The organism is Cellulomonas gilvus ATCC 13127, from assembly GCF_000218545.1.
GTDB classification, from domain to species: Bacteria; Actinomycetota; Actinomycetes; order Actinomycetales; family Cellulomonadaceae; genus Cellulomonas; species Cellulomonas gilvus.
Genome location: NC_015671.1, coordinates 3,263,050 through 3,278,077, shown reverse-complemented (window position 1 = coordinate 3,278,077; position 15,028 = coordinate 3,263,050). Strand labels below are relative to the sequence as shown.

17 protein-coding genes are annotated in these 15,028 nt (G+C 73.4%); 7 read left to right on the top strand and 10 right to left on the bottom strand.

The features are described 5' to 3' along the window. Positions 1-76 precede the first annotated feature (76 nt). The gene (locus CELGI_RS14965) at positions 77-1,048 is read left to right on the top strand and encodes a helix-turn-helix transcriptional regulator (protein ID WP_013884979.1); all 972 of its coding nucleotides are present in this window, start codon (positions 77-79) and stop codon (positions 1,046-1,048) included. A 157-nt stretch (positions 1,049-1,205) separates the two neighbouring features. On the opposite strand, the gene CELGI_RS14960 is transcribed toward CELGI_RS14965, so the two are convergent. After that, positions 1,206-2,012, bottom strand: a complete 807-nt coding sequence (locus CELGI_RS14960; protein ID WP_013884978.1) for a YqjF family protein — start codon at positions 2,010-2,012, stop codon at positions 1,206-1,208. Between the two features lie 4 nt (positions 2,013-2,016). Next, positions 2,017-2,583, bottom strand: a complete 567-nt coding sequence (locus tag CELGI_RS14955) for a dihydrofolate reductase family protein (RefSeq protein ID WP_013884977.1) — start codon at positions 2,581-2,583, stop codon at positions 2,017-2,019. 187 nt (positions 2,584-2,770) lie between these two features. On the opposite strand from CELGI_RS14955, the gene CELGI_RS14950 reads away from it, so the two are divergent. Beyond that, positions 2,771-3,964 (top strand): NAD(P)/FAD-dependent oxidoreductase, encoded by a 1,194-nt coding sequence (locus tag CELGI_RS14950; RefSeq protein WP_013884976.1) that lies wholly within the window; start codon positions 2,771-2,773, stop codon positions 3,962-3,964. Between the two features lie 43 nt (positions 3,965-4,007). On the opposite strand, the gene CELGI_RS14945 is transcribed toward CELGI_RS14950, so the two are convergent. The 5 genes from CELGI_RS14945 to CELGI_RS14925 all read right to left on the bottom strand — a co-directional run bounded on the left by CELGI_RS14945 (position 4,008) and on the right by CELGI_RS14925 (position 8,049). Then, the gene (locus CELGI_RS14945) at positions 4,008-4,646 is read right to left on the bottom strand and encodes a fasciclin domain-containing protein (RefSeq protein ID WP_013884975.1); all 639 of its coding nucleotides are present in this window, start codon (positions 4,644-4,646) and stop codon (positions 4,008-4,010) included. A gap of 121 nt (positions 4,647-4,767) precedes the next feature. Then, positions 4,768-5,322: a GNAT family N-acetyltransferase gene (locus CELGI_RS14940; RefSeq protein WP_013884974.1), complete on the bottom strand. Its 555-nt coding sequence runs from the start codon at positions 5,320-5,322 to the stop codon at positions 4,768-4,770. A gap of 60 nt (positions 5,323-5,382) precedes the next feature. Further along, entirely contained in the window at positions 5,383-6,747 is a 1,365-nt protein-coding gene (locus CELGI_RS14935; protein WP_013884973.1) for a cellulose binding domain-containing protein, read from the bottom strand. A gap of 145 nt (positions 6,748-6,892) precedes the next feature. Further along, entirely contained in the window at positions 6,893-7,264 is a 372-nt protein-coding gene (locus CELGI_RS14930; RefSeq protein WP_013884972.1) for a VOC family protein, read from the bottom strand. Between the two features lie 83 nt (positions 7,265-7,347). Beyond that, entirely contained in the window at positions 7,348-8,049 is a 702-nt protein-coding gene (locus tag CELGI_RS14925) for a helix-turn-helix transcriptional regulator (RefSeq protein ID WP_013884971.1), read from the bottom strand. Positions 8,050-8,177: 128 nt separating this feature from the next. Between CELGI_RS14925 and CELGI_RS14920 the strand changes: the two genes are divergently transcribed. After that, the gene (locus CELGI_RS14920) at positions 8,178-8,519 is read left to right on the top strand and encodes a YciI family protein (RefSeq protein WP_013884970.1); all 342 of its coding nucleotides are present in this window, start codon (positions 8,178-8,180) and stop codon (positions 8,517-8,519) included. Between the two features lie 204 nt (positions 8,520-8,723). Here the strand turns inward: CELGI_RS14920 and CELGI_RS14915 are convergent, their stop codons facing one another. Beyond that, complete coding sequence (locus tag CELGI_RS14915; RefSeq protein ID WP_245528119.1) at positions 8,724-9,950, bottom strand: RICIN domain-containing protein; 1,227 nt, start codon at positions 9,948-9,950, stop codon at positions 8,724-8,726. 193 nt (positions 9,951-10,143) lie between these two features. On the opposite strand from CELGI_RS14915, the gene CELGI_RS14910 reads away from it, so the two are divergent. After that, positions 10,144-11,877 (top strand): cellulose binding domain-containing protein, encoded by a 1,734-nt coding sequence (locus CELGI_RS14910; protein WP_013884968.1) that lies wholly within the window; start codon positions 10,144-10,146, stop codon positions 11,875-11,877. Between the two features lie 125 nt (positions 11,878-12,002). Here CELGI_RS14910 and CELGI_RS14905 read toward each other — a convergent pair whose 3' ends face one another. After that, entirely contained in the window at positions 12,003-12,434 is a 432-nt protein-coding gene (locus CELGI_RS14905; protein WP_013884967.1) for a MarR family winged helix-turn-helix transcriptional regulator, read from the bottom strand. A 108-nt stretch (positions 12,435-12,542) separates the two neighbouring features. Here CELGI_RS14905 and CELGI_RS14900 point away from each other — a divergent pair, with 108 nt between their 5' ends. The 3 genes from CELGI_RS14900 to CELGI_RS14890 all read left to right on the top strand — a co-directional run bounded on the left by CELGI_RS14900 (position 12,543) and on the right by CELGI_RS14890 (position 14,064). Continuing rightward, a complete protein-coding gene (locus tag CELGI_RS14900) occupies positions 12,543-13,121 on the top strand; it encodes an isochorismatase family protein (RefSeq protein ID WP_013884966.1) in 579 nt (192 codons plus the stop codon). 39 nt (positions 13,122-13,160) lie between these two features. After that, a complete protein-coding gene (locus CELGI_RS14895) occupies positions 13,161-13,643 on the top strand; it encodes a VOC family protein (RefSeq protein ID WP_013884965.1) in 483 nt (160 codons plus the stop codon). A 106-nt stretch (positions 13,644-13,749) separates the two neighbouring features. Next, complete coding sequence (locus CELGI_RS14890; RefSeq protein ID WP_013884964.1) at positions 13,750-14,064, top strand: hypothetical protein; 315 nt, start codon at positions 13,750-13,752, stop codon at positions 14,062-14,064. Between the two features lie 40 nt (positions 14,065-14,104). Here CELGI_RS14890 and CELGI_RS14885 read toward each other — a convergent pair whose 3' ends face one another. Beyond that, the gene (locus CELGI_RS14885) at positions 14,105-15,004 is read right to left on the bottom strand and encodes a phosphotransferase (protein ID WP_013884963.1); all 900 of its coding nucleotides are present in this window, start codon (positions 15,002-15,004) and stop codon (positions 14,105-14,107) included. Positions 15,005-15,028: the final 24 nt, after the last annotated feature.

The window sequence follows — 15,028 nt, the reverse complement described above, 5'->3', positions numbered from 1 at the left end:
CCACGCTAGGGTGGATTGTGGACAGCATCCGCCCGGTATTGCGCGCGACTTCTGGATCGACGTGGCGGGTCCGATCGTGACTCGTCCGACCGCCCGCGTCCTCGCGATGCTCGAGCTGCTGCAGGCCGGTGGGCAGCGCACGGTGGCGGACCTGGCCGAGCACCTCGGCGTCGACGAGCGGACCGTGCGCCGCTACGCCGAGCACCTCACCGACCTGGGGATCCCCGTCAGGTCGCAGCGCGGCCGCTACGGCGGGTACCGCCTGGCCCCCGGGTACAAGCTGCCCCCGCTCATGCTCACCGACGACGAGGCGGTGGCCGTGGTGCTCGGCCTGCGCGTGGCCCAACGCGCGGGGCTCGCCACCACCGACCACGCGGCCGCCGCGAGCGCGCTCGCCAAGGTCTCCCGCGTCCTGCCGGAGACGCTGCGCCGACGGCTCGACCACCTGCTCACGACCGCGCAGTTCACCGCGCCCGCTCGCGCGGCCTCGCCCGCGGATGCCGACACGCTGCTTGACCTGACCGCGGCGGCCCGTGCGCGCCGCACCGTGGCGATCACGTACACCGCGTGGGACGGCCGCGAGTCGCAGCGCGACCTGGACGTCTACGGCGTCGTGTTCCACGCCGGCCGCTGGTACGCCACGGGCCACGACCACGCGCGCGACGACGTGCGGACCTTCCGCGTGGACCGGATCGCGTCCGTGCGGCCCGGGGAGGGCTCCTTCGTCGTGCCCGCCGAGTTCGACGCGCGGGCGCAGGTGGAGGGCGGGATCGCCGCCGCCGGCTGGTCGCACGAGGTGCGCGTGGTGCTCCGGACGAGCCCCGCCGAGGCGCGCGAGCGGCTGCCGCGCAGCGTGGGCCGTCTGAGCGACCACCCGTGCGGCGTGCTGCTCGAGACCCGCGCCGAGCGGCTCGACGGCATGGCCCGCCTGCTCGCCGGGCTCGGCTGGGACTTCGAGGTGCTGACCCCGGACGCCCTGCGCGACGAGCTCGTCGCCCTCGCCGACCGCCTCCGCACCAACGCCACCCCCACCCCACCCACCTGGTAGTCATCCGCCAGTTCGCGCGATGGACGGCCCCCCAGCACCGCCGACCTGGTAGTTGTCCGCCAGTTCGCGGGGAAGGGCGGGCCCACCCCTCGTCGACCTGGTAGTTATCCGCCAGCTCGCGGGGAGGGGCGGGCCTACCACCTCGTCGACCTGGTGGTTATCCGCCAGGTCGCGGGTGGGAGTGGGTGGGGACGACGGTGGGTGGGCCGAACTGGGTGCGGACGCCGCGGGAGAACAGCACGGAGTCCGGCGGGCGGCCGGCGAGCCCGGGCAGACCACAGGCGGCCAGCAGGGTCTCGTCCAGCCGGAGCAGCTCGGCGCTCTGCAGCGGCCAGGGCTCGTGGCGGTTGGGGAGGCGGAGCGTGCGGCCGAACGCGCGGGTGTGCAGCGCCCAGCGCGCGGTCAGGAAGTCGGCCAGCGGGTCACCGGCCGCGAGCGGCGCACCCGGTCGCACGACGACGTGCGTGGCCGCGTCCCGCGGTCCCGGCCAGCGTCGCCGCGACGTGTACGTGAGGACTCCGTCCGCCTCGGTCACGCGCATGCGCGCCCACGTGTACGGCAGCGCGAGAGCCGCGCGGGACCCGAGCACGAATGCCAGCCGGGATGCCTCGAGCGTGCGGAACATGACGCCCCGACGCCCGCGGGCGTCGACCGAGTAGAGCCGCACGTTCGTCTCCGGGAACGTGCCGAGCCACGGGATGCCGGGTCCGCGCCCGGCGCCCGCGCCGACCATGCGGAACGGGACCAGCCCCACCCAGCTCGAGCCGTCGTGCTCGTCGGGGCGCGTACCCGCGGGCAGCAGCGGCGCGACGAGGTCGGGCGCGACCCGCCAGTGCACGAACGTGAGGTCGCACCAGGACTGCCGCAGCAGCGGCGGGCCGTGCATCGCTGGGGCGACGGGCGTCACGGGCTCGGGCAGCACGGCTCCACTCTGCACCTGCGTGCGGCCCGCGACGCTCGCCATCGGCTCAGTCGGTGCGGCGGACCGCGTGGCGGACGTAGACCACGCCGTTGGCGAACCGGCGGTGGTCCAGCAGCTCGAGGTTCAGGCGCATCCCGCGCGGCAGCGCGGGCTTGCCGCCACCGACCGTCACCGGGCACAGCAGCAGCACGCACTCGTCGACGAGCCCGTGCCGGAAGGCCTCCGCAGCGATCGTCGCGCCCCCGATGCTCAGGTCCCGTGTGGACTCCTCCTTGAGCCTGCGGACGGCTTCCGGGTCGAAGCTCCGCTCGATCCGGGTGCGGGCGGTCGAGACCGCGTCGAGCGTCGTGGAGTAGACGACCTTGTCGGTGTCGCGCCAGATCTGGGCGTACTCGCGGACCACCGCGGGTTCGTCGGCCAGCCAGTCGTCGTCCTCCCAGACGCGCATGGTCTGGTACATCCGCCGCCCGTACAGCGACGTGCCGATGCCGCGCTCGTGCTCGTTCCAGAACGCGTGGGCGGCCTCGTCGGGCACCGACCAGTCGAATGCGCCGGACTCGTCTTCGAGGTAGCCGTCGAGCGAGACGTTCGCGGCGTAGACCAGCTTGCCCATGTGGATCCTCCGGCGGGGACGGGAGCCTCAGGCTCGCAGCGGCCGGCGGCGACGGCAAGAGCGGCGGCGCGCGGTGCGGCGCCCGACCGCGCGGCGCCCGGCCGCCGTCTCCCCGGCTGCCCGCGCGCGCTCGCTGAGGACGTCGCCTACCGTGGCCGGGACGTCGATCCGGCGAGGGAGCACAGCCATGGACGGTCCCCGGCACCACGACGTGCTCGTCGTGGGCGGCGGCAACGCCGGGATCTCGCTCGCGGCCAAGCTGCTGCGCGACGGGTGTCGCAACGTGGCGGTCGTCGAGCCCAGCACCACGCACCACTACCGGCCGCTGCTGTCCTACGTGGCGTCGGGCATGGCGACCCTCGACGACCTGCGGCGCCCGGAGCGCGACGTCATCCCGGACGGCGTGCGGTGGTACCCCGACGCAGTCACGGGCGTCGACCCGGACGCGTCCCACGTGCACCTCGCCAGCGGTGAGGTGCTGCACTACACCGACCTCGCGCTGTGCCCGGGCTCGCAGGTGGACTGGGACGCCGTGCCGGGCGCCGAGGCGGCCATGGCGACGCCCGCGGCCGCGACGAGCTACCTGCCCGAGCTCGCCCCGATGACGTGGACGCTGCTGTCCTCGCTCACGTCGGGGACGGCCGTCTTCGTCGTGTCCGACCGGTACGTGCCGTGCAGCCCGGTCGCGCTCAAGCCGCTCCTCACGGCCGCCGATCACTGGCGCCGCACGGGCGTGCTCGACGCGATCGACATTCACCTGGTGCACGAGGGCGAGGCCCTCGTCGGGCAGGAGCGTGCCGACCGCGAACTGCGCGCTGCCGCAGCAGGGTTCGGCGTGCGGGTCCGGCTGCGGACGCGTGTCGAGAGCGTCGATCCCGAGCGGAGGACGGTGCGCCTGTCTGGCTCGGACGGGCCCGACGAGCTCGCGTACGACGCGCTGTACGTCGCGCCGCCGCACCGCGCTCCCGCGTGGCTCGCCGCGTCAGGCCTGGCCACCGCGGCGAGCGCCGGCTTCGTCGCCGTCGACCCGTACACGCTGCAGCACGTCGGGCACCCCACCGTCTGGGGGCTGGGCGACGCCGCCGACGTGCAGACGCCGCCCTCGGGAGGCGCGCTGCGCAAGCAGGTGCCCGTCGTCGCGCACAACATCGCCGCGCGGCGCACCGGTGCACCGATGCGCCGGTACCAGGGGTACACCGTGGCACCCGTGACGACGGACCGGCGACGGCTGCTGCTCGCCGAGTTCGACCGCGACGGCACTCCTGACCCCACGTTCCGGTTTCCCGACCTGGTGCGGCCGCGGCGCACGCTCCTGGCGTTCGACCGCTTCCTCGAGCCGCCCGTCTACTGGCACCGCCTGCTCAAGGGCAAGGTGTCCTGACCGCGGTGCCCGCCCGGCCGGGACCGGGCGGGCACCGGGGCGGTCACAGGTCGGCGGGGCGCAGCACCAGCGAGATGCCGTGCGCGATCTGCGCGTTGCCCGCGTTGATGTCGAGCTTGCTGCGCACGAGCAGCGGGTTGAGGTCGTTGCGGTCCGCGTCGCGCAGCACGACGAGCGGGATCCGCTTCGACAGGACGTCGACCGAGACCGTCCCGCCCTGCGCGGTGGTGAGCCTGGCGCCGTCGGACCGGAGCGCCGTGGCGGAGTCGATCGTGGCGCCGGGCACGACGTGGTAGAGCAGCACCTGCTCGATCGCGTCGATCCCCACCTTCTGCGCCAGCGCCGTGAAGACCTTCTGCTCCGAGCCGTACCAGCGGTGCGTCAGGTCGAGCGCGAGCACCTGGAACGCGCGGTCGTTCGGCAGGAACGCGGTCAGCGGGACGGTGCCGTCGGCGAGCACGGCCACCGGGCTGTCGGGCTTGGCGGCGAGCACCGCGGCCACGGCGTTGTCGACGATGTCGAAGTCGTACCAGTTGCGGTCGAACCCCGAGCCGTCGGCGGCGAGCACCGACGCGAGGCTCGCGGTGCCGGTCGCGGCGGACGCGGCCGGGGCCAGGCCGAGGGCGGCGCCACCGGCGAGCGCGGTGACGGCCAGGGACGTGACGAGACGACGGATCCTCATGGGAACGGTTCCTTGCGTGCGGCGGGGCGGTGCGCGGTGCGCGCCGCGGGGCGTCGTCCTCGGCGCCCTGCCCCTACTTCCGCGCGAGCGGTGCGTCCGGATGCACCAACCGGGACGAACCTCAGATCTCGTTCGTGTCGCCCGGTGCTTCGCGTGCGGCTGCGCGGCTACGGCCTGCGTGGTGGCGAGCGGGGCGCGTCATCCGAAGCTCGTGGACGCCGTCCTCGAGCCGGGTTGTGCCGTCGAACGCGAACCCCTGCCGCAGGTAGAACGCCTGCGCACGGGGGTTGGGATCGGCCACCCACAGTGCGGCGTCGTCCGACGGGTCGAGGACCGCACGCAGCAGCGCGGCGCCTGCCCCGCGGCCGTGGATCGCGCGGTACGTGTAGAGCACGTAGAGCTGCTGCTGCCACGTGGCGTCGTCGTCGAGGGGCGGTCCGGACATGGCGACGCCGACGACCGTGCCGTCCGACGTGGTCGTCGCGACCCGGTTGGCGCGGTACCGCTCGTCGGTCAGCGCGGCCGTCCAGAAGCGCTCACGCCGCGCGACGAGGCCGTCGTCGTCCAGCACGGAGTCCGGCATGACACCGCGGTACGTCTCGCGCCACGACGCGACGTGGACGCGGGCCAGCCCGGGCACGTCGTCGGCGACGGCGGGACGCGTGACGAGGGTCATCGGGCACACGGTAGCGATCGCCGGGACCGGAGGGTCGGCAGGGTGTCGAGGCCGGGAGCGTCAGGGCGCGCAGGTCAGCCGCGGGATGCCGGGGGAGCCGGAGCCGATGAAGCCGAAGCTCGTCGTCCCGCTGGCGACCACGGCGCCGTTGTACGGCGCGTTGGCGACGGTGGTCGTCGACCCGGACGTCGTCACCGTCCCGTTCCAGAGGCTGCTCACGGACGCCCCGGACAGCGTGACGGTCCACGACGACAGCGCCGAGGCGCCGGCCGTCACCGTGACCTCGCCCTGGTAGCCGCCGGGCCACGTGCTCACGGCGCGGAACGTCGCGGTGCAGGTGGCCGGGCCGCTGGTGCGGGTGGGCGTCGGGGTCGGGGTAGCCGTGGGGGTGGGAGAGGGCGTCGGCGTCGGCGTGACCGTCGGGTCCGAGGTCGGTGTCGGCGTGGGCGTGGTCGTCGGCGTGGGGGTCGGGGCGTCCCCGCCCGTCGTCGTGTACGGGACGACCGTGCGCGGGGCCGAGCACTTGCCGCCGCAGCTCGCGGGCAGCGAGAACGAGTACTCGCGGCCGCCGAACAGGTAGGCGTCGGTGACGTCCTTGACCCGGATCCGGTACTCGGTCCCGCCCGTCGTCGTCGGCTTGAGCAGGAAGGACTGCCCCATGTCGACGTTCATCGGGGTCGGCACCCACGCGCCGTCGGCGTAGTGCTCGATGCCGTGGATGCCGTTGGGCAGGTGGTTGATCGAGACCCCGGCCCACCACTTCTCCGAGCCCTGGATGAACCCGATCTCGATGTCGCCGGAGTAGTGCGGTGCCTCGATGAACTCCCAGGTCACGTGCCGGTTGCCCCAGTGCGCGGGCTCCAGGTCACCGACCGGTGCACCGTTCTTGACGAACGTGTTGATCGCGGCGTGGGCGAGGTCCAGGTGGAACGGGTCGTCGCGGCACCACGCGTTGGGGTCGCCGCAGGAGTCCGCGACGAGCATGTCGAGCGTCGCGCCGTTGTACCTGTCCGCGACCCACGAGCCGTTGCGGCAGAACGCCTGCCCGGCGGCGCCGTCGTTGAGGCCGGTGCAGTAGTCGCCGATCGACACCCGGACCCACCGGCCGCAGTTGCGGCCGTTGTCCCACATGCCGATCTTCGGGTCGCCCGCGGCCATCGGGCGCGGGTACATCGCGTAGTCGCCGGGCGTGTCGAACACGTTGAGCGCGATCCAGCTCTGCGTCTCGAGCTGGTCCTGCGGGAGCCCGCAGCCCCCGTAGGGCGCCCCGAGGTTGTCGAACCACGTCGCGTTGCCGGTCACCGGCTCGGTCTCGCCGCCGGGCGGTACGGCGTCCGCCGGGGACTGCACGCCGACGAGCGCGCCACCCGCCAGCACCACGGCGAGCAGACGGCTCCATGAACGGATCTTCCCCGACGACGACATGACGAGCTCCCCTGGTGGTCAGCGATCGGCCCGAGTCTTCACCTGGGCGCGGGCGTCAGGCGGCGGGTCGTCCGATCGCCCGAGGGGCGAATCGATTACGCCGTGCGGGCGGGGCTCACGGTGCCCCACCCGCACGGTCGGCCGGTCATGCGGGCGGACGGCTGAAGAGGTTCACGACGTTGCCGTCAGGGTCCCGGATGAGCGCGGACCGGTTGCCCCACGGCATGGTGGACGGCGGCAGGACCACGTCCTGCGGATCGGGCTGGAGCCGGGCGACCTCGGCGTCGACGTCGTCGACCTCGAACTCGACGAGCACCGAGCGGTTGGACGCGGGCGTCACGGCGCCGCCGAGCATCGCGACCGTCTGCGTGCCGGCGATGGCGAGGATCGCACGGGGGCCGCCGAGCTGGGCGAACACCGGAGCGGGACGCTCGGCGACCTCACCGGTGACGCGCTCGTAGAACGCGACCAGGCGGTCGACGTCGTCGGTGACGAGACGGATCGATGCGAACGGCACGGGAAACCTCCGGGTAGGGGATCGGCGGTCCCAGCGTCGCGCCCATCCGCGACACCGTCCTGTCGGTGTTTGCGTGCGATCTGTCAGGAGAGGTGCTCGACGACTGGCCGCAGCACCCCCATCGGGATCTGCAGGTCCTCCAGCCGCAGGGCACGCGGTGCGGGGCGCTCGTCGGTGAGCTCGATGCGGACCATGCGGTCGCCACGGAACGCACGCACGCCTGCGCGCAGCCGGCACCACGCGACCAGGTACCACGTGCCGTCCCGGCCGACCGACCCGAGCGGTTCCACCTCCCGCCGGGTCTCGATGCCGTCGCGGTCCCGGTAGACCAGGCTGACGACCCGTCCGGCGCGCAGCGCGGCGGCGAACGCCGTCGGGACGGTGTCCGCCTCGTCGGGCTCGAGCAGGTGGACCCTGCCCGCGAGCGCGGTGGCGCGTCGGGCGTCCTCGCGGGGCAGAACCGCGAGGAACTTGGTGAGCGCGGTGCCCGCCGACGCCCGGAACGGTCCTCGCCGCAGCGCGCCCAGCCCGATCAGGACGGCGAGGGCCTCGTCGGGGGTGAAGGCCATGGGCCCGAGCGTCGCGGACGCATCGATCGCGTACCCGCCGGTGCGACCGGGGTGGGCCCAGATCGGCACCCCCGCCTGCTGCAGCGCGGACAGGTCCCGCTCGACGGTCCGCACGGAGACCTCGAAGCGCGCCGCCAGCCAGCGCGCGCTCCGGGGCCGGGGCGACACGGCGCGCAGCTCTTCCACGAGCGCGTAGAGGCGATCCGTCCGGTTCACGGGGCGATCATGCTCCTGGCCCCTGACGGGCCGTGGGCCCGGTCCGCCGCCTGATCGGTCCGGGCCCCTGTCGATCTCGGCGGGCCTCGTCCGTCATGGGGGTGAACGCCACGAACAGGAGGAGTGACATGACGCGGTACGCGATCTACTTCAACCAGCAGTGGGTCGGAGACCACCCCGCCGAATGGTTCCAGACGCGCCAGGAGCCCAGCCGGGCGGTCGTGCGTGAGATGGAGGAGGCCGGGGTGCTCGTCTTCGCGGGCGGGCTGGTCGAGGACCCGGCCGAGGCGTTCAGCGCGGATGCGACGAGCGGGACGCTGTCCATCACCGACGGCCCCTACACGGAGACCGCCGAGCACCTCGGTGGGATCACCGTCATCGACGTGCCCGACCTGGAGACGGCCAAGATGTGGGCCGGCAGGGTGGCGCAGGGGTGCGGGTGGCCCCAGGAGGTCCGGGCCGTCTGGTGAGTCCATCTCGGCAGAGGACCACCAGGACGCTCGTCAGGGCGCGAGCCGGACGGACCCCGTCGGGCCGCGCGAGGCCACGCAGCTCGTGCGCATCCGAGGGACGGGCCCCCGGCAGCTGCGTGAGCTCGGTCGCCGCATCACGCGAGCCATCCGGGACGACGAAGGATGGCAGCCGTCAGCCTGACCAGCGCGCGGTCGGCGGGCTCACCCCACCTTGACGAGCTGCCACTGCTGGTTGGCGCCGTTCCAGTCGGCGTACTGGACGATGTTCCCGCCGTCGGCGGTGGAGGCGCCCTGGACCTCGACGGCCTTGCCGCTGCTGCGGGCGATCAGCTGGACGTACCCGTCGATCGTCTGGATGCTGAACTGCTGGTTGGTGGCGTTGGTGGCGCTCCACTGGATGATCGCCGCACCGTCGGCGGTGGACCTGGCGGACACGTCGAGCACCTTGCCCGACAGCCGCGACCGCACCGTGTAGAAGCCGTTGCCGGCGCTGACGAACTGCCACTGCTGCTGGTTGCCGTTGTTGCGGGACCACTGGGTGATGCGCGCGCCGTCTGCGGTGGACAGGTTGTAGACGTCCAGGGCCTTGCCGCTGTTGCGGTTGACGAGCGCGTACCAGGCGGAGGCGTCCACGGGGCCGGAGCCCTGGCCCGGGTCGGAGCCGCCGCCGGGGTTCCCGATGCTCCCCGGCACGGCGCGCAGCGCGGTGAACCAGGCGGCCGCCATCTTGTCGTAGCCCGTCGCGTTGGGGTGCACGCCGTCGCCCAGGTCGGCGGTGGTCAGCGCGCGGTACATGTCGACGAGGTGGACCCGCTTCCCGGCGGCGGCGCGGCTCGAGACGATGCCGGGGATGGCCGCGTTGTACGACCGGACCTGCGCATCCGCGAACGAGATCGGGATCAGGGTCGCGACGAAGACGTCCGTCTGAGGGGACGTGCTGGTGATCTTGTCGACGACGGACGCGAGCCGGGCCGGCGCGTTCGCCAGGTCGCGATTCTGGGTGATGTCGTTGGTGCCGATGTGCAGCAGCACGGTCCGCGGCTGGTAGGCGCGGACCCAGCTCACGACGTTGGCGTCGATCTGGTCGATCCGCCACCCTCCGTGCCCCTCGTGGTCGTGGTCCCACAGGCTGGCCGGCCCGTTGAAGGCCGAGCCGACGAAGTCGGTGGTGTAGCCGTTCTGCGCCAGGCGCTGCCACAGCCCGACGCGATAGCCGCCCCCGCCGGGGTAGCCCTCCGTGATCGAGTCACCCAGCGGCATCACGCGCGTGCCGCCATTGCTCTCGGCGGAGGCGGGCGCGGACGGGGTCGCCGCGCCTCCCGCGAGCGCGGCGCAGAGGGTGACGGCGAGCAGCAGCCGTCGGCCGAACCGGTGCATGTCTGCCTCCTCGAGAGTGTGGCGCTGCGCGGCGTCGATGTGAGCGCTCACAGCACGGATCCGCTCACTGTCGCACGGCGCTCGCGGGCCGCGCGATCGGCACAAACGGTTAGGGATCGGGGCGGTGGACAAGCCCGATCCGGCCCGCGATAGTCGCGCCATCCGAGCACCGCGGTCCCCGGCCGCCGACTGCCGACAGGGGGCCTCGGCGCGCTTCGACACACCAACGGCGATGGGACGAACCATGCGAGGAACTCATTGGCGGCGCCGTCTGTGGCCCGCGGCTCTGGCGGTGGCGACGCTCGTCACCGGGGGGACGGTCGCGGTGGCGCCCGCGGCGACCGCCGCGACCGGCTGCCGGGTGGACTACGTCGTCGCCTCGCAGTGGACCGACGGGTTCACGGCGAGCGTCAAGGTCACCAACCTCGGCGACGCGGTCAGCAGCTGGCTGCTCACCTGGACGTTCCCCGCGGGGCAGACCGTGAACCAGGCCTGGAACACCACCCTCACGCAGAGCGGTGCGGCCGTGACCGCGAGGAACGCGTCCTACAACGGCTCGTTGGGCACCGGCGGGTCCGCGGAGATCGGCTTCAACGGCAGCTTCGTCGGCGCGAACCCGGTCCCGACCGCGTTCGCGCTCAACGGGGTCGCCTGCACCGGCTCGACGGGCACGACGCCGACGGCGACAGCCACCCCGACGCCGACGCCCACCCCGACGCCCACCGCCGGCGAGACGCCGCGGCCGAGCGCGCCCGCGGACATCACGGTGAACACGGGAACGAAGTACCAGACGATCGACGGCTTCGGCGCCGCGACGCCGATCTGGGGCGGCGCGTGGTCGACAGCCGACACCCAGACGCTCGTCGGGATGGGCGACAACCAGCTGGGTCTGTCCATCGTGCGCACGGGCGTCTCGCCGGTCTCGGGCGAGTGGGGCGCCCAGGTCAACGCGCTGAAGACCGCGAAGTCGTACGGGTCGAACGTGAAGATCCTGGCCTCGCCCTGGACCGCGCCCGCGGCGTGGAAGACCAACAACAGCCGCACGGGCGGCGGGTCGCTCAAGACCGACTACTACGACGACTACGCCAACCACCTGAACAGCTACGTGCAGTACATGCGCAGCCAGGGCGTGACCATCGACGTGACGTCGGTGCAGAACGAGCCCGACTGGCACCCCGACTACGACTCGATGGCGTGGACCGGAGAGCAGCTGCGGACCTTCGTGCGCGACCAGGGCGCCAAGGTGCAGAACACCAGGCTGATGGTGGCCGAGTCGCTGGGGTTCAACCGGTCCTACAGCGACCCGACGCTCAACGACGCGGCGGCGCGCACCAACATCGGGTACGTCGGCGGCCACATCTACGGCCAGGAGAACGGGCCGAACCTCTCGCCGTACCCGCTCGCCGCGCAGTACGGCAAGAACCAGTGGATGACGGAGTGGAACTACCACCAGGCGGACGGCAACGGCTCGACCATCTGGGGGGACCCGTCGAACGCCGCCGCCTGGAACGAGACCCTCGACAAGGTCATGTACACCGTGGACCGGTCGATGCAGGCCAACTGGAGCGCGTACGTCTGGTGGTACGGGCGGCGCTACTACTCGTTCATCGGTGACGGGGAGTCGGCGTTCGGCACCACCGGCGGCGCCGTGCTCAAGCGCGGGTGGGCCTTCTCGCAGTTCTCCAAGTACGTCCGCCCGGGCTACCAGCGGGTCGGCCTGACGAAGAGCTCGAAGGCCTCACCGCTCGACGTCACGGCCTACCAGGGCGACGGCAAGGTCACGCTCGTCATCCTCAACCGCTCGACCAGTGCGGTGAACGGCGCCGTCATCCAGGCGCCGCTGACCATCAGGTCCGCGCTCCACACCATGACGTCGCAGTACTCGAGCCGCGCGCCACGGACCACGAGCGTCAACGGCAGCCAGGTGACGGTCGACGTCCCCGCGCGGAGCATCTCGACGGTCGTCATCACGCTCTGACCCCCGGGGACGCCCGGGGGACCCCGGCGCCTGAGACGGTGGTCCACGCCGAGCTGCGTGGGCCACCGTCTCGGTGGTCGAGGGGCGTGCCAGGTGGCGAGGCCGACGAGCGCGCGAGCGTGGCCTCAGCGCGTGCGGCGCTCGTCCCACGCGACGATGCGCGCCAGGAGGGGCACGGCGGCCGCGAGGGTCTCCCGCTCCGCCGGATCGAGCGCGTCGGCCAGCGCCAGCGTGAGCCAGTCGGTCCGGCGGCGGCGTTCCTGCGCGAGCGCCTCGCGCCCCCGGGCGGTCAGCACCACCGGCGACTTGCGGGCGTCGGTGGGGTCCGTGGACCGCTCGACGAGCCCGTCCTCCTCCAGCGTGCGGACCGTGCGCGCCATCGACTGCGGCCGCACGCGCTGCGCAGCGGCGAGCTCGCTCGTGGTCAGCGGCCCCTCACGGTCGAGGAGCCCGAGCGCCGCGGTGAGCGGCTGGGGCCGCGGGTCCTCGGCGCGGCCTCGTCGGACCAGACGACCGACGTGCAGGCGCAGGTCGGCGGCGAGCTGGGCGTCGTCCATGCGGCCACCCTAGCCTGATCAACAGCGCATCTGCGCAGTCTTGCTTGACATCGGGCGGGGCTCGATAGACAGTTTTGCTGTCTTTCCCCCTCGAGTCAGGAGCACCTCATGCCCGTCGACACGCTCGACCCCGCCACCGCCCTGGTCCTCGTCGACCTCCAGAACGGCATCACCGCGCTGCCGACGGTGCACGACGCGTCGCTCGTCGTCGCGCGTGCCGCGCTCCTCGCGGAGGCAGCGCACCGCGCCGGCCTGCCCGTGGCCCGGGTGCGGACCGCGTTCTCGAGCGACGGCGGCGACGTGCTCCGCGGGCGCACCGACTCTCCCGGGCCCGCGGTGACCCAGGCCGCGGACTTCGCCGAGCTCGACGCGCGTGTGCCGAGCGACCCTGCCGACCTCGTCGTCACCAAGCGGGGGTGGGACGCGTTCACGGGGACCGAGCTGGACTCGCGGCTGCGTCGCCGGGGCGTGCGGTGCGTGGTGATCGCCGGGATCTCGACGAGCATCGGCGTCGAGTCCACGGCCCGCACGGCACGCGAGCTGGGATACGAGGTCGTCGTCGCGCACGACGCGGTGACGGATCTGGTGGCCGCGGCGCACGCCACCAGCCTGGGGGTGATCCTGCCGAGGATCGCGCGCCTGGACACGGCTGAGGCGATCGCCCAGTGCCTGGCGGGGGAGCGCTGAGTCCGTTCCGCCCGTGCCGGGGACACCTATCGTCCTGGTATGACGGACGACACCGCACGAACCGCCGGCGCGCCCAGCCCGGTCCGCCAGCTGCGCCTCGTGGTGGAGGCTGCCGACTACGACGAGGCCGTGACGTTCTACCGCGACGTGCTCGGCCTGCCCGAGCAGGCGGCCTTCGAAGGGGACGGCGACGCGCGCGTCATCATCCTCGACGCCGGCCGCGCCACCCTGGAGATCGCCAACCCCGCTCAGAAGCGCATGATCGACGACGTCGAGGTAGGGCGGCAGGTCGCACCCCACCTGCGGGTGGCGTTCGAGGTGGACGACGCCGTGGCGACCACCCGGGCGCTGACCGACGCGGGCGCACAGGAGCTGGCCCCGCCCACCCGCACGCCGTGGCAGTCGTTGAACGCCCGCCTGGACGCGCCGGCCGGGCTCCAGATCACGGTGTTCGAGGAGCTCGAGTCGCTCGACGCGCGTTCCGGCCGGCCCGGGTTCGGCACCGCCGACACCCGCGACTGACCGCCGCACCCTCGGACGCGCCCGTGCTACCCAGGAGCCCCTGCGGGCACAGGAGTGCCGCCTCCCGGGGCTCGGGCGGGCACGGCCCGACCCCTAGCATCGCGCCGTGACCGACTCAGCACCCCCGTTCGTCGTCCCCCGTCCCGATGCGCTCGACGCGTTGCGGGAGATCGACCTCGTCCTGGCGTCGCTGCACGCGATCGCCTCCGACGAGCACGCCCGCGACGACGACTGGTACGGGCGCGAGCCGGCGCGGTTCGTCGATGGCTGGCGCGTGACGCGCCGACTCGCGCACGCCCGGCGGCTGCTGGACCCCGGGTTCGACCACGACATCGGCCCGGACGGCATGGACGAGGCGGAGCGGGCGTGCGCCGGCTCGCCGTACTGGGTGTCGTCCGAGACGCCGGCGCCCGGCCGCTGAGCCAGGACGGCCGGGCCGCGCAAGGGCCGCACGGGCGGGTTCAGAGCGGATCGCCGAGGACCCGGGCGAGCGCGGCACGTCCCGCCGGACCCCACGCCGGCTTCCCCCCGGGCAGGCCGCGCTCGCCGTTCTGGCCCATGAGGATGAGGAACAGGCTCTTCAGCGCCGCCAGGCCGCGGGCTCGGCGGATCGTCGCGTCGTCCGCCCGCGAGTAGCCGTCGAAGAACCGGGCGGACGACCCTGCCGGCAGCAGCAACCACGCCGCGGCGAGGTCCCACGCGGGGTCCCCCGCGAACAGGTCGCCGAAGTCCACGATGCCCGCCAGCGTCCCGTCGGCGACGACGACGTTCGCCGGGTGCAGGTCCCCGTGCACCCACACCGGCGGGCCCTGCCAGGCAGGCGCGGCGACGGCGTCCTCCCACACGGCACGGACGTCGCGGGCCGCGCAGCCGAGTGCGGCGGGGTCGACGGACTCGAGGAAGTGGGTGAACCCACCGGTGCACTCCCGCGGGTGCGCACCCCGGTCGACCCCCGCCGGTGCGTCGGCGGGCGCTTCGACGTGCAGCGCCCGGAGGAACGCCGCCAGGGCGTCGGTCGCGTGCGCGGCGCGCGTGATCGTGGCACGGTCCAGCGGTTCACCGGGGACCCATGTGACCACCGTCCAGAGCTTGGCCGAGCGCGCGGAGGGCGCGCCGTGCCGCACCGGGACAGGGACCGGCAACGGCAGCAGCGGTGCGAGGAACGGCAGCCACCGACGTTCCTTGAGCTGGTGGTCCGGGCTGGTGTCCATGCGCTGGATCCGCACCGCCAGATCAGTGCCCAGGCGCCACATCTGGTTCCCCCACCCGCCGTCCACCTCGACGAGGGGCAGGTCCGCGAGGTCGGGGTGCTGCTCGCGCACCAGGTCGCGGATGAGCTCCGCGGTGATCTCGGACGCCATGCGGCGTCACGTTAGCCGGTGCGT